The sequence below is a fragment of the Thiohalomonas denitrificans genome (assembly GCF_016841685.1).
GTDB lineage: Bacteria > Pseudomonadota > Gammaproteobacteria > Thiohalomonadales > Thiohalomonadaceae > Thiohalomonas > Thiohalomonas denitrificans_A.
The window spans coordinates 18,939-33,535 of record NZ_JAENYR010000014.1 but is presented as its reverse complement, the minus strand read 5'-3'; the positions used below and the strand labels follow the sequence as shown (position 1 = coordinate 33,535).

Annotated in this window: 12 protein-coding genes and 1 pseudogene; 8 read left to right on the top strand and 5 right to left on the bottom strand. The window is 59.1% G+C overall.

All coding sequences use genetic code 11. From position 1 onward, the window contains the following. A pseudogene (locus Q7L05_RS04760) lies at positions 1 to 386 on the bottom strand (hypothetical protein); the annotation flags it as partial. A gap of 98 nt (positions 387 to 484) precedes the next feature. After that, a complete protein-coding gene (locus Q7L05_RS04755; RefSeq protein WP_317623092.1) occupies positions 485 to 2,539 on the bottom strand; it encodes a copper-translocating P-type ATPase in 2,055 nt (684 codons plus the stop codon). Here Q7L05_RS04755 and Q7L05_RS04750 point away from each other — a divergent pair. After that, entirely contained in the window at positions 2,462 to 2,686 is a 225-nt protein-coding gene (locus Q7L05_RS04750) for a hypothetical protein (RefSeq protein WP_303902717.1), read from the top strand. The genes Q7L05_RS04755 and Q7L05_RS04750 overlap by 78 nt on opposite strands. Before the next feature lie 76 nt (positions 2,687 to 2,762). Here the strand turns inward: Q7L05_RS04750 and Q7L05_RS04745 are convergent, their stop codons facing one another. After that, entirely contained in the window at positions 2,763 to 4,088 is a 1,326-nt protein-coding gene (locus tag Q7L05_RS04745; protein WP_303902714.1) for a VWA domain-containing protein, read from the bottom strand. A 228-nt stretch (positions 4,089 to 4,316) separates the two neighbouring features. Here Q7L05_RS04745 and Q7L05_RS04740 point away from each other — a divergent pair, with 228 nt between their 5' ends. The 4 genes from Q7L05_RS04740 to Q7L05_RS04725 all read left to right on the top strand — a co-directional run bounded on the left by Q7L05_RS04740 (position 4,317) and on the right by Q7L05_RS04725 (position 8,031). Then, entirely contained in the window at positions 4,317 to 4,700 is a 384-nt protein-coding gene (locus tag Q7L05_RS04740) for a hypothetical protein (protein ID WP_303902711.1), read from the top strand. 126 nt (positions 4,701 to 4,826) lie between these two features. After that, positions 4,827 to 6,767: a copper resistance system multicopper oxidase gene (locus tag Q7L05_RS04735; RefSeq protein WP_303902709.1), complete on the top strand. Its 1,941-nt coding sequence runs from the start codon at positions 4,827 to 4,829 to the stop codon at positions 6,765 to 6,767. Between the two features lie 13 nt (positions 6,768 to 6,780). After that, on the top strand, positions 6,781 to 7,542 hold the full coding sequence (locus Q7L05_RS04730; protein WP_303902706.1) for a copper resistance protein B: 762 nt from the start codon (positions 6,781 to 6,783) through the stop codon (positions 7,540 to 7,542). Between the two features lie 126 nt (positions 7,543 to 7,668). Then, on the top strand, positions 7,669 to 8,031 hold the full coding sequence (locus Q7L05_RS04725; protein WP_303902786.1) for a cupin domain-containing protein: 363 nt from the start codon (positions 7,669 to 7,671) through the stop codon (positions 8,029 to 8,031). A 3-nt stretch (positions 8,032 to 8,034) separates the two neighbouring features. On the opposite strand, the gene rlmD is transcribed toward Q7L05_RS04725, so the two are convergent. Together rlmD and Q7L05_RS04715 are read right to left on the bottom strand one after the other, a co-directional pair. Further along, a complete protein-coding gene (gene rlmD / locus Q7L05_RS04720; protein ID WP_303902703.1) occupies positions 8,035 to 9,363 on the bottom strand; it encodes a 23S rRNA (uracil(1939)-C(5))-methyltransferase RlmD in 1,329 nt (442 codons plus the stop codon). Between the two features lie 171 nt (positions 9,364 to 9,534). Then, on the bottom strand, positions 9,535 to 10,320 hold the full coding sequence (locus tag Q7L05_RS04715) for a 3'-5' exonuclease (RefSeq protein ID WP_303902700.1): 786 nt from the start codon (positions 10,318 to 10,320) through the stop codon (positions 9,535 to 9,537). A gap of 324 nt (positions 10,321 to 10,644) precedes the next feature. Here Q7L05_RS04715 and Q7L05_RS04710 point away from each other — a divergent pair, with 324 nt between their 5' ends. The 3 genes from Q7L05_RS04710 (at position 10,645) to Q7L05_RS04700 (ending at position 14,541) form a co-directional block, all read left to right on the top strand. Beyond that, positions 10,645 to 10,908: a DUF2249 domain-containing protein gene (locus Q7L05_RS04710; protein ID WP_303902698.1), complete on the top strand. Its 264-nt coding sequence runs from the start codon at positions 10,645 to 10,647 to the stop codon at positions 10,906 to 10,908. After that, entirely contained in the window at positions 10,905 to 12,053 is a 1,149-nt protein-coding gene (locus Q7L05_RS04705; protein ID WP_303902694.1) for a hypothetical protein, read from the top strand. Before Q7L05_RS04710 ends, Q7L05_RS04705 begins: the two co-directional genes overlap by 4 nt. 490 nt (positions 12,054 to 12,543) lie before the next feature. Next, positions 12,544 to 14,541, top strand: a complete 1,998-nt coding sequence (locus Q7L05_RS04700; protein WP_303902691.1) for an alpha-amylase family glycosyl hydrolase — start codon at positions 12,544 to 12,546, stop codon at positions 14,539 to 14,541. Positions 14,542 to 14,597: the final 56 nt, after the last annotated feature.

Sequence of the window (14,597 nt, the reverse complement as noted above, 5' to 3'; positions counted from 1 at the left end):
CCCATTCCCATGCCGGGGCCCATTCCCATGCCGGGACCCATTCCCATGCCGGGGCCCATGCCCATGCCGGGACCCATTCCCATGCCGGGGCCCATTCCCATGCCGGGACCCATTCCCATGCCGGGGCCCATGCCCATGCCGGGGCCCATGCCCATGCCGGGCCCCATCCCCATGCCGGATCCCATCCCCATGCCGGGTCCCATTCCCATGCCGGGGCCCATGCCCGGACTCGTCTGCATGCCTTGGCCCATCGGCCCTTGGCCTTGATAACCGTAAGGGCACCCGCTTCCGTAGGGACAGGGCGAAGTCGCACCTTGCGCCCAAACACTACCCGTTGCGGTCATGGCACTCAGTACCGTTGCCATCGCCATCCATTTGAATCTCATATGTGCATCCTCCGTTGCTGTGTTTCGCCACAGTGGGATCATCCTCCCTTCGTGGCACTGATACCCCGACCCCGGGACCCGGGTTGGCCGGGAAGCCTTCATTCGGTGGGCCGGAGAATATCCGCCCGCTTCAGTAATCGGGCATTGATTGCGACAATGACGGTGGAGATGGACATCAAGGCCGCACCAATCGCTGGTGAAAGAATGATTCCTGCACCGGCTGCGACCCCGGCCGCCAGTGGAATGGCCACCACGTTATAACCGGTCGCCCAACCCAGGTTCTGCAGCATTTTCCGGTAGGTGGCACGTGAAAGCGCAAGGATAGCCGCCACCTTTTCGGGATCATTCTTCACCAGAACGACGTCGGCCGATTCGATGGCCACATCGGTCCCGGCGCCGATGGCGATGCCGAGGTCCGATTCCACCAGGGCGGGGGCATCGTTGACGCCATCGCCCACCATCGCGACCCGCAGTCCCCGCTGCTTTACCTCGCGAATCCTGGCGGCTTTCTGATCCGGCAATACGCCCGCAAAGTAGTCATCGAGTCCCAGCTCGGCAGCAACGCTGCGTGCCACGGCTTCCGTATCGCCGGTCAGCATGATGCACTGTATTCCCATGGCCTTCAGCCGGGCGACGGCCGCTTTGGAGGAGTCCCGGACGACGTCTGCCAGGGCGATGGCCCCGGCGACTTCGTCCGCCACGATGACAAGGATGACCGTGTTACCACCCTCCGACAGGCGGCCGACGGCTTCCTCGTCGACACGGTATCCCTCCTCTCGAGCGTAGCCCGGGCTGATCACCTGAACCCGGCGCCCCTCGATCTCGGCTTCAGCGCCCCGCCCGGTCAGGTTATGGAAATGGCTGACACTCGCCAGCTTGAGGTCCTTTTTCGTGGCGGCATCGGTGACGCCGCGGGCGATAGGATGTTCAGACTGACTTTCCAGGGCAGCGGCGATGCGCAGGACCTCGGTTTCGTCCCACTCTCCAAAGGCGATGGTTTCACGCACACCGAAATGGCCTTCGGTGAGGGTGCCGGTCTTGTCGAATACCACAGCGCCGAGGTCCCGCGACTGTTCGAAGGCGGCCCGATTGCGGATCAGAAGCCCGTTCGACGCGCCCATGCTGGTACTCATCGCCACCACCAGGGGAACGGCTAGACCAAGCGCGTGAGGACAGGTGATCACCATCACGGTCACCATGCGCTCCAGAGAAAACTCGAAATCGGCACCGAACGTGAGCCAGGTCACCAGCGTCAGCACACCCACGCTGATAGCAATATAGGTCAACCATCCACCGGCACGGTCGGCCAGGTTCTGGCTGCGCGAGCGCGAGCTCTGGGCCTGCTGAACCATATCGATGACCTGCGAGAGATAGGTGTCCCGGCCGGTCTTCCGGATCTCGACGGTGACACTGTTCTCGCCGTTCACCGAGCCGCCGATTACCTGTGTTCCTTCATTCTTGTAAACCGGTACGGATTCGCCGGTGAGCATCGATTCGTCAAAGCTGCTCTCGCCTTTCACGATCACACCATCGGTGGGGACCTTCTCCCCCGGCTTGACCAGGATCTTGTCTCCAACGGCCAGATCCGATGCTGAAACCTCTTCTACGCTGCCATCTTCCCTGAGGCGGTGAGCTTCGGTAGGCAACAGTCTGACCAGAGCCTCCAGGGCACCCGAGGCCCCCATCACCGAACGCATCTCAACCCAGTGGCCAAGCAGCATGACGTCGATGAGCGTAGCCAGTTCCCAGAAGAAGACCTCACCCTCCAGACCGAAGACAACGGCACTGGAGTAGCCATAGGCGACCGTGATGGCCAGCCCGATCAAAGTCATCATTCCCGGCTCGCGCCGGCTTAGGTCGTCGTAGAGCCCGTGCAAAAATGGCCAGCCGCCATAGAAGTAAACGCCGGTGGCGAGCAGGAACAGAACCAGTGCGTCTCCCGGGAAGCTGAGCAGGTCTTCAAGGCCGAGAAACGACCGAATCATGGGCGATAGCGCCAGAATCGGCACGGTCAGCGCCAGAGAGAGCCAGAAGCGCCGCCGATAATCGGCAATCATGACCGCATGGTGCGCCTGGTGTCCGCCCTGTTGCTGCTGGTGAGCCGTATGTTTGTCCTGCTTCCCCGCTGGGCCGGAATGGCCGGCGTGCTGCATGATGTGACCTTTGGATTTTTGGGATGCCGCTCCTTGATGATAGTTTGCGGAAACGGTGAGTGCTTTCGGTTTCGTGCCGGTTTGAAGCGCCTGAACCTGCGCAAACGGGAAAATGGAAAACGGCAGATTCGTGGCGCCTGCTGTTAGAGCGTGCGATGGGAATCTGCCGTTCCTGAACCCTGCGGCGGTACCCGCCGGGTACACTCGACGCTTCAAAGGGCTTCTACACGGCGTGCTTTCTGGTTGCGACGATGGATAGACCCCACAGCAGCAACAGCAGACCCAGGCCGGATGGGCCAAACGAGCCACCACCGCCGCTATCACTGGTCGTCCCTGCCGCCACAATGTCCGTGGTGAAAGCGATACGACTGGTCGCCTGGCCGTCAGTCACCGCGACCTGGACATCGTAGTTTCCGACGGTAGTCGGTGTACCGGAGATAACCCCCGTCGAGGTATCGATGGAAAGACCGGGAGGAAGTCCCTCCGCACTGAACTCCAGCGGATCACCTTCGGGATCGGATGCCTCTATGGCCAGTGATACCGGTGCTCCAACGTCGAAGGTCCTCTTCTTTACCGTGTTGATATGGGGGGCGAAATTGTTGCTTCCGCAGCGGTCGAAGGTCGTTTCCTGGGATGGCTGGCCCGTGACGCTCAGCAACAACTTGACCTCGCCGCATTCATCAGGAGCGAGAGCGGATTGATAGGTCAGCAAGTAGCCATTCTGGAGTAGTTTGGCCATTTCCAGCTGTACGGCCTCCAACGCCTGTCCATCATCGGCCGCGACGTAATCGGTACCACCCACTTGGGCGATTTGCGTCATCGTATCAATCTCGACGTTGGAGCCGAAGCCAATGGTAAAGACGGGTATGCCGCTTGAATCGATCGCCCCGAGGAGTTCCTCAAGTGTCGTTTCGGAATAATGGTCCCATCCGTCCGACAGCAGCACGATGGCTTTTGGGCCGTCGACACCCACCGGCCCGTTCTCTGCCATCATGAGGGCTTCCATCATGGCATCAAAGATTTGAGACGTTGATTCATCCGGGTTCAGTGGCTGATGGATCGCCTCCTCGATGGCTGTGGTACCCGAGGGATCGACCATCGTGAAGTCTCTGATGAAAAAATCCGCGGCGCGAAACTTCACCAGCCCGACATAATCGCCGAGTTGCATGTTCCTTACGAAACTGACCACCGAATCCTCGACCTGCTTGTTGAGATCATCCAGGCTACCGCTGTTGTCGATGACAAATACCACCGAGAGCGCCACGTCATCCTGTTCACTCGTGATGGCCGGCTGCCGGAAGCTCGTTATCGACATCGGCGTTTCGTTTTCGAAGATTTCAAAATCGGCTTGATTCAAGCCGGTTACAAAATGGCCATCTGCGTCCGTTACGGTTGCATGCACTTCGACCGGATCGGCCTGAGCATTGACGCGCATCTCCACCGCTGCCTCGGTCACGGCCGGCAGGAGGGAGATACTGAGAAGCAGAGAAAACAGGATGATTGGCCAAGCCTTGGCCAATGGTTCGCGTACTAACCTGAATAGGTACATCACCTACCTCCTTGTAAGTCGTCATTGGTATTGAACTATTAGTTGCTGCTATGCAAAACAGCAAGTATGTTGATGCCAAATGAATGCAGTGTTCGACGGGAAGCGTCGGCGTGAACTCCGGCTATCCTGACTGGGCCGGCGCGGATCGGTCAGGTAGTGCACTTGGACTATTCAGGTGCTAGACTAGAAAGTCGACAGTTTTAGTCGGATAACAACCCGGAAACCAATTTGGCCATCTTGACCCATTCTGCAAAACTGACCGGTGCCGGCCGGACTTCGATCAGGCCCCTGCGGGAAACCGGGGTTCTACTGGCGCTGTTGGTGATCTCGATTCTTATGGGTCCGTGTGCCATGGCCATGGACAGCAGCATGAATAATGAGACGGGTACGTCTCATCCATGCATGGCAGGCGACGATTGCCATCTGTTTTCGGTTCCTGTTGCGGGAAACAGTGACAAGGTCCTGCCTTCCGGGCCGACACCGCTTCCGGAAGCGGTGTTGCGATCCTCTCTTGTGCCGTTTCCGGTCGAGCCGACAAGAACCTCCTTTCCGCCAGCTTCTTCTGCAGCCACCCATCCCGTCTATCTGGTCACCCGCCGTCTGAGGCTCTGAAAGCCCTTGCCGCACTGCGGCAACTCCCCTGTTTTTTTCCAAACCAACTCGGCCGCTTCGCACGTAAGCTAATAGAGGGCGAATGCGGTTGTGCACCCGAATCCCTGGATCAACGGGAGAAAGAGCATGCAGAAACAAGGGTTTTCTCGCCGACGCTTTCTGAAAAGCGCGGTAAGCGTGGGCGTCCTGGCAGGACTCAACGGTTGGATTCCGACCTACGCCTCACAAAAAAAAGGGTTGAGTCCGACGAGCGGGCTGGGTCACGACGGTACGGTCGACCTCACCATCGAACGCACCGCAGGCCACATCGCAGGAGAGCAGGCACGGCCGATAACTATTAACGGCACTACGCCCGGGCCTCTGATTCGACTAAAGGAGGGGACGACAGCGGCGCTACGCGTCACCAACCGGCTTGAGGAGGCCACATCAATCCATTGGCACGGGATCCTTCTTCCGTTTCAAATGGACGGTGTGCCCGGCGTCAGCTTCGCGGGTATCCCTGCCGGTGAAACGTTCACCTATCGTTATCCGCTGATCCAGAGCGGCACCTACTGGTATCACAGTCATTCCGGTCTGCAGGAACAGTTGGGCCATTACGGCCCGTTGGTCATTGATCCGGCAGAACCGGAGCCTTTCGAGTTCGACCGCGACTATGTGGTGATGCTCTCCGACTGGACCTTCGAGGATCCCATGGAGGTTCTGAAGAACCTCAAAAAGGCGGAAGGCTATTACAACTACCAAAAACGGACCGTGGCCGACTTCTTCCGTGATGTCGAGGAGAAGGGTTGGGGGCCAACGATGCGGGATCGGCGCATGTGGGGCAACATGCGCATGAGCCCGACCGATATCGCCGACGTCACCGGTTCCACCTATACGTTTCTCCTCAATGGTATGGCTCCGGAGGAGAACTGGACCGCCCTCTTCCACCCGGGGGAAAAGGTTCGGCTGCGTTTCATCAACGGTTCGGCCATGAGCTATTTCGATGTCCGCATCCCCGGTCTCAAAATGACCGTCGTTCAGGCCGATGGACAGAACATCCAGCCCGTGCCGGTCGACGAATTCCGGATTGGTATCGCCGAAACCTACGATGTGATTGTTGAGCCGGACAACGATCGCGCCTACACCCTGTTCGCCGAGTCGATGGATCGTAGCGGCTTTGCCCGCGGCACCCTGTCGACCCGGGATGGCGACTCCGCAGCGATCCCCGAACGGCGCCCGGCCCCGATGCGTGGCATGGACAGTATGGGAATGGATATGGACATGGATATGGACATGGATATGGATATGGATATGGACATGGAGGGCTCCGGGTCGATGGGTAACATGGATTCATCCGGGGGTATGGGCTCCATGGGAGAGTCGGGTCAGTCGATGGACATGAAGATGGACATGGGGAACTCGATGGATGAAATGAATCCTTCCAGGAACATGACTTCCATGGAAAACCAAGGCAAATCGATGAACATGGATGGCCTCGCCACAAAAGAGGGGCAGGCGAACCAACACGCCACAATGGACGGCATGGTCGGGGATAGCTCTCAATCCGTGGAGCACGGACCGAACAATCACGGACCCGGAGCCGCCATGGTGGCCATGAACCCCCGCAGCCGTCTCGACGAGCCCGGTGTCGGACTGGAGAGCAGCGATTCACACCGTGTGTTGGTCTACTCCGACCTGCGAAGCCTCCACCCCTGGCCGGACCAGCGAAAACCCGGCCGGGAGATCGAACTGCATCTGACCGGCAATATGGAACGTTACATGTGGTCGTTCGACGGCAAGAAATTCTCGGAAGTGGATGGGCCGGTCAGGTTTCACCATGGAGAACGGCTGCGGCTCACCCTGGTGAACGACACCATGATGGATCACCCCATCCACCTGCATGGAATGTGGATGGAGCTGGATACCGGGGCGGGGCCACTAAAGCCGCGCAAGCACACCATCAGCGTGAAGCCGGGGGAGAAGGTCTCCGCCGAAATCACCGCGGATGCGCCGGGTGACTGGGCTTTCCACTGCCACCTGCTCTACCACATGAAAGCCGGCATGTTCCGTGTCGTCTCGGTCGCTTAACGGGAGGTATAGTGTGAATAATAATTGGATGACAAGGCTCGCAGGGGCTCTGCTGCTGTTTCCGTTTTTGAGTGCCGCTGCCGATCAGGAGCGCGATAAAGAGGGATGGCCCTCCCCGGTTCATGACGATATCGCGGTTGGTTCGGTCCTTTTCGATCGCCTCGAATACGCCTGGGGCGATGATGAAGACGCCATCAACTGGGATGTCCAGGGCTGGTACGGCGGTGACTACAACCGCCTGTGGGTAAAAACGGAAGGTGAAGATGTCCGATCCGGCGGTGATGGCGGCGAAGCGGAGCTTGAACTCCTCTACAGCCGCATGATCTCCCCTTTCTGGGATCTCCAGGCCGGCCTCGGACAACAGAGGATCTACGGTCCGGGGCCGGATCACGATCGCACCTATGCAACCGTCGGGCTCCAGGGGTTGGCGCCCTACTACTTCGAAATGGACCCCTCTCTGCGGGTCAGCGAAGAGGGCGATGTATCGGCCAGTCTTGAAGCCGAATATGAACTGCTGTTTACACAGCGCCTGATCCTGCAGCCACGCTTCGCCACCGCCTATGCGGTGGATGAGGTGGAAGAATTCAGTGTCGGCAAAGGCTTCACTTTCGTGCAGGCCGGCCTGCGTTTGCGCTACGAATTCGCAAGGGAATTCGCGCCGTATATCGGCGTATCATGGCGTAAAAGCCTGGGGGATACGGCCGATTTCATCGAAGCCGAAGGAGAAGACGTCGAACATACCTCGATGGTCGCCGGCATCCGGATGTGGTTTTAGGACTGCTGTGTAACGGCACACGTCGCCGGTGGGGGCCAAGGGGGGCCGTGCCCGCCAACAGGCCCGCACCAGCGGCGGCCTCGGGCCGCCCTATAGAGTGAAGATGAGAGGCGATTTGTGACTCCTATACGCCACACCCGCTACTCGGAGGTAACTCCCTATCGAACCAAAGACGGCTCTGAAATCCGGGAGTTGATGCACCCTGACGTGCAGGGCAATAACGAACAAAGCCTCGCCGAGGCGACGCTACCGATGGGTGGAAAAACCCTGCAGCACTTTCACAACCGTTCCGAGGAGTTGTACCACGTAACCGCTGGCGAGGGGTGGCTACGGTTGGGTGGTGATCGCATCGCTATCGGTCCCGGCGACACGATCTGTATCCCGCCCGGCACCGCCCACGGACTGGAAAACAGCGGCACTGAACCTCTCCGGGTCCTGTGTTGCTGTTCTCCACCCTACTCTCACGGAGATACGGAGTTGCTGGAGTGAGGGTCAGCCCTTCGTAAACAGCGCGATGGACTCCACATGGGCGGTGTGCGGGAACATGTCCATGACCCCGGCCTTCTCCAGTCGATAGCCGTACTCATTGACCAGGATGCCGGCATCACGAGCCAGCGTAGCCGGGTTGCAGGAGATATAGACCAACCGTTTTATCCCGAGTCGGGCGATGTGGGGAAGCGTTTCCTGAGCACCGCTGCGCGGCGGATCCAGCAGGACCTTGTCGAAGGCCTCCCTCCACCAGGGCACCTCACCCGGGTCCGCCATGAGATCGGCGGTATGAAAGGTCGCGTTTTCGATGCCGTTACGCTCGGCGTTCTCACGGGCCCGTTCGATCAGCCCGGGATCCCCCTCGATACCGACCACCGCCTGTGCCCGCCTGGCAATCGGTAAAGTGAAATTGCCCAGTCCGCAGAAAAGGTCGATTACGCGCTCATCCGCCTGCGGCGCCAGCAGTTCCAATGCACGCTCTACCATCGCCCGATTGATATCGCTGTTTACCTGCGTGAAATCGGTAGGACGAAAATGGTAATCCACCCCGTGGGCCGGTAGCGCGTAGTGCAATTGAATCGATTCGGGCCATAGGGGCGTCACACTGTCTGGTCCCTTGGGCTGCAAAAACAGGCGCAGGTCGTTGGTGTGGGCGAAGGCAATCAGCTTTTCCTGGTCCGCCGCGGAGAGCTCATCGAGATTACGCAATACCAGAGCCGTCTGGGAGTCGTCCACCGCCACCTCGATCTGCGCGATGCGATTGTAGGCTTCCAGTCCGGCGATCAGCTCCGCCAGGTCGGTCAGCCGCTCCCCTACACTGGGATGCAACACCTCGCAGCGGGAGAGTTGAGCGATATAGGGGCTGTGCTTTTCACGGAAGCCAACCAGCAGCTTCTGTTTTTTGATGACGTACTTAACGCCCAGGCGTGCCTTGCGCCGATAGCCCCACAAGGGTCCGGTGAGTGGTTCGAGCACCTCGTCGGGTTTCACTTTCCCCAGATGATGGAAGTTGTCGAGCAGGATCTGCTGCTTGGCGTGGATCTGCTCCACCGGTTCAAGGTGCTGAAGGCTGCAACCGCCGCAAAGCCCGAAGTGGGCGCACCTGGGTTCGACCCGGTGCGGTGATGCCTCGATGACTTCGCTGGTCGTGCCTTCGTCGAACTTGCGACGACGGTCTGTGTAGAGGAACAGCACCGTCTCGCCCGGAAGCGCACCGTCGATGAATACGGCCTTGTCCTCCACATGGGCGACACCACGCCCGTCGTGGGACATGCTTTCGATCGTGGCCTGCGCCGGCTCGGTGGGAAGCTTTTTATGTCTGCGTCTTGCCATTTTCAGATAGGTACCGGGAGAAGTTAAATCGCGGGAGTGATGAAAGATAGTCAGAAGGCTAACCACCTGATTTCGACTCATCCAGAGGACAGAAGCATGGCTCAAAATGGATCCCCGCCTACGCGGGGATGACGGATTTCCCGGGCCGTGCGTGATCACCCGGGCGAGCAGTTACGTTTCTGGAGAGCTTTTCCAGTGGGCGAGGAACTCGCGGAAATGGGGCTTACCCTCCTCTTCCAGCTTCTCCCGTAACCGCCGGCATTCGGCCTCGTAGGCCTCCGGCATCAGCTGTCCCCGCATCAGTTCAAAGCGGAGATAGACCAGATAGGTATTGAGAACATCCGTTTCGCAATAGTTCCGGATGTCCTCGATTCCTCCAGCCTGGAAGGTGTCCCAGACCTTGGCACCGCTCATTCCCATCTTGCCGGGAAAGCCCAGCAGGGTCGCGATCTCGTCCAGCGGGGCGTTGGCCCGGGGCTGATAGGCGGCCAGCACATCCATCAGATCCAAATGGCGGCTGTGATACCGGTTCAGATAGTTGTTCCAGCGGAATTCCCGATCTTCGTCCCCGGAATCCCAGTAGCGCGGTGCCTGGATGCCGTGCACCAGGGCGCGGTAATGCAGGACCGGAAGGTCGAAACCACTGCCGTTCCAGGAGACCAGAGTGGGCGTAAACCGATCGAGTCCGTCGTAGAAACGCTGCACCAGTTCTCTTTCCGACGCATCCGGATCGCCCAGAGACCATACCTTGAACTGGTCCTCGCCATGGCGCAGGACGGCGGAGATCGCCACCACCCGATGCAGATGCAGGCGCAGAAACTCGTTGCCGGTCTGCTGGCGCCGTTTATGGAACAGAATGTTTGCGACCTCTTTATCGCTGAGCCCGTCGAGGTCGTATAGCCTTCGCCCGCCATCGACATCGGGAACGGTTTCAATATCAAATACCAGTACGTTCACGGCTTGGTAACTCTTTGAAAGTATGATGATTGAAGTACATCGGGCCGAAACTCGTATCCCCCACACGCAGTCCGGTGGACCAAAGCCCCCTGCATATCGTAACACGCCTGAAATACAGCCCTACAGCAGGGTTACCGCCTCTGTTTCGAGCCGTAGATGCATCCAGGATAAACCCATACTCCAATTACTCGAGCCGGGCAGGCGACATGGGTATGCGGTTGCCCTAAAGAGGCATCGAAAATATTGCTTATGAAACACACAAATGGTATACAAAAGCAGTAAGTTATTGCCCGTCAAAAGCCAACCACGAGGAGTAGACCCTTTATGGCTAATCACCCCCACCTTCACCTGCAACCGGATCAGCTTTACCCTTTCGACGCGCGCGGCATCGCCAAGCGCTTCCGCCATGCCGCCATTTTCGGGGCTTTGGACGCGCTCGTGCCGGGCGAGACCATGCGATTCGTGAATGATCACGACCCTTTGCCACTTCTCGATCAACTTCGCCAACGCTATGACGAGGCGGTTTCCATTAACTACGTCCAGCGTGAACCCGGGCAGATCGTGATCGATTTCGTTCGCGAGGCTTGATCATTCTCCTGCGGAGAGTACCACCGCTGCTGGTCTCGTTGGTCCTGCTCGCCCTGGCGGCCTTCGCCGGGGCGATAATCCTCTTCCTGTCGGCGGATTTCTCCACCCTCCTGGCTGTTCACCTCGCCCTGGCGGCTGGAGCCATGCCGCTCATCACCGCTGCAATGCTGCATTTTGTGCCGGTACTGACACGCGGTCCCGCACCCGGTGGCAGGCTGCGAGCACTACCGGTGCTGATGCTTGTCGCGGGATTACTGGTCTTCGGCTCGTTTGCGCTCCCTGCATCCGGATTGGTCCTGCGCGACACCGCCGCGACACTCGGGATTCTCGGCGCCGGAATACTAGCGTGGTGGATTGCGCGTCGGGCCCGCAAAAGCCTGGGTGCGCCGCATCCCGGAACCTATTGGTATCTCGCCGCTCTGCTTTGTCTATTGATGGGGTTGGCAGCGGTATTGCTGATGCATGTGTGGCCGACACAATATCTCGCACTGCGACGCTTTCATTTGCACCTCAACGCACTGGGCTTTATCGGCATCACGGCGCTCGGAACCTTGCAAGTATTGCTTCCGACCGCCATCAGCCGTCCCGACAACCGGGTCGGTCAACGTCTTCGTGAGGACTTGAAGTGGGTCTTCACCGGCGCACTGCTGGTTGCCACGGGAGCCGCCTGGCAACCGCTCCTGGTGTGGCCCGGCCTGCTGTTGTGGCTCGCTCCGTTACTGCGACTCGCGGCCGCGTGGTGGGTACTCTATCGCAACGATCCGAACTCGTGGAATGGTACCGCCACATCTCTTGCCGGCACACTGCTCGGGTTTTTTATCGTGCTTACACACGGTGCCGGTCACGCGAACGGTTACCTTCCTCCGTCCCATGCCAGCGGCGCCTATGTGACCGCCTTCCTGTTTCCGCTGGTAACCGGCGCGGCGAGTTATCTATTGCCGTTGTGGATACGACCGGGTATGCCCACCGCCTGGCATACGCAGACACGGCAGCGCCTGTCGCGCTTTAGCGCACTGCGGGTGGCGCTGTTTATCGGTGCAGGGCTGATAACGGGTTTGTGGGGAATCGGTTGGGGTGCGTACCCGGCTGCCATGGGCCTCGGGCTGTTTGCGGTGCAATTGCGAGCGTTGGTAACCCGGTACTGATACCGAACGCATCCCTCTTTCCTCTATGAAAAGCAGCGCACAACCGCCGCGCGTCCGGTTGATCGAAGTCAGAACGCAGACGGAGACAGCACTCCACCAGCTGCGCGGCTTCAAGCTTGAATTCCGCGCTAAACGTCCGTCGTTTTCTCGTTATTTCGTCACCGGCTCTTTGTCGCGGCAATCATCACCCGTAACAAGTGGCCAACCTAATACTACAGCGCGACAAGGGCGGACCATTGCGGCCAGAAAGGCCGGCGATTGGAGTAGTGTTCAACCCAATCACCGTCAGGAAACCAGCCCCCCGGGCGCATAGACCTCGTCCCCGAAAAGACAGAAAGGGACTCAATGGACCCGTAGACGATATCAGAAACCTGAACCATGATGAGCACAAGCGTAGTCGCCCGAAAGCAGGGAAAGGCAAGCACTGTCTTGAACAGACTGGCAGCGCAGCGTCCAGGCGGCACAGCGCATCCGATGCGGAGGTACTCACATGTGGAAACTCGAAGAATCCGGCATGTCGGTAATAACCGGATCTGAGACCGCGGTTGACCACGTGCTACGGATACCGGTACACGGCGCGCGAAAAGTCGAGATGCGACTGGCGCCGCTTGCCGATCGGGATCGATTTGATCCTTTGCAGTGGCGCCATGTCGGGCTGACCCCCGTTTCCGGCGATCACCTCTTTTTCCAGGTTGATCTGAACACCCTTTCGCTGCCGGATGGCAGTTACGAATACGAGTTCATACTCGATGACCGTGGTGATGCGCCGGTGCCGGACCCGTATGCGGTTGAGATTGTCCGGTTCGGCGGCTACCGGGGGGTGTTTCACATCGTCAACGGCAAACGGACGGTACGGCCGTTTGCCTGGGAAGACGAACTGCCGGAAGGCGTGACGCTACCGCAGAACAACGCACTGGTCATCTATGAACTGCCGTTGCGTTGGGTTGGAGCCGCCTCCCCCGACTACGCCAGGCAGATCGGTCTCGGTGATTTTGATCACCTCATTTTCGAACACCTGGACCAACTTGCCGAACTCGGGATCAATGCCATCGAACTGCTCCCGATACAGGATTCACCGGATACATTGAACTGGGGCTATGGCACCCGTTTTTTCTTTTCCCCGGATATCGACCTTGGGTCGGCAGTGGATACGAAGTTCTTTGTGAAGCAGTGCCACCAGCGCGGTATCCGTATCATCCTGGATCTGGTGATGAATCACGCGCGCAAATGCCCACTTGAGCTGCTCGCCGACGATCGGTACTTCCTGAAGGACGGAAGCGAAGAGGGTGGACGTCCCGACTGGGGCGGGCGCATCTTTCGCTATCGACGTCCCGCTTCTGACGGTAGCTTTCCGGCGCGCGAGTTTCACTATCGAATGGCCGCTTTCTGGATCAATGAGTACCACATCGATGGCTTCCGCATCGACGAATTCAAGGGGATCGATCACTGGGAGTTCATTCAGACCTTCCGTGACCGGGCATGGGAGGCGTATCGGTCCCGGTTCCCGGATCGGCCTTTCCTCGTCGTGGCGGAGGATTCATGGTGTCGCATTGAAACTACCCAGGATCGACCGGAAAGTCCCAACGGTCGTAAGGTGGTCGATTCGATCTGGAATTTCTCATTCCGCGACGAATGTCGCCGGATATTGCGTAATCAGATCCACACCGAATGGCATCAGCCTTCCCGAAGCGAGCGTATCCGCGCCGCCCTTTCGGGCGAGCGGTTATGGGACGACTGGGACCGGCGCTTCAGAAGCGGCATTACCGACATGATCCAGGCCGTCAACTACACCACCTCGCACGATGTGGAGGAGGAAGACGAGCAGCGCTTCATGAACGATATCTTCGGTGACCTGCTGCGTCTGCGCTGGCTGGGGTCCGGATCGGTCGACAATGTACGCGCGCTGCTCAACGACCTCAGCTCAGCACCGCCCGCGGTGCGCGAAGCTCACGAAGAGGCGCTCGACCGTGTGGGCAGTGGCTTTGCACTGATTATGACAGCCGTGGGTATCCCGATGTTTCTGGCGGGCGAGGAGTTTGCCGATGTCCACGATCTTGAACACCAGGACTGGCGGCTGAAAATGTCGGACCCCATCGACTGGCGACGCGCCGCAAAGCCGGGGCACCACGCGCTCCGTGAACGCATCAAGGAGCTCATCAAACTGCGGACCACTGCACCGGCGCTGCAGCGCAACGAGATCGAATTCTTCTATTACCATCCTTCGATGGACGATGATCATGGCATACGCGTCTTTGCCTATTGCCGCACAGGAGGCCGAACGCTTGGCAGTCATGAGCAGGTGGTCGTGCTGGCCAACGGCGGCCCGCACCACTTTCCACAGTTCAAGGTACCCTGGCCATGGACCGAACCGGGGCGCATCCAAGAACACGGCGTGCCGCCAACAGGTGATCTTCCCCACTTCCGCCCCGATCGACGGGAGGCAACATTCTCGCTGGCGCCCTTTCAGGTGCGGGTATTCTCCACCTGAACGGGACTCTACGCCTTCAAGGTCGGTCTCACCCGTTACCCTTGCACCTCGCCTGC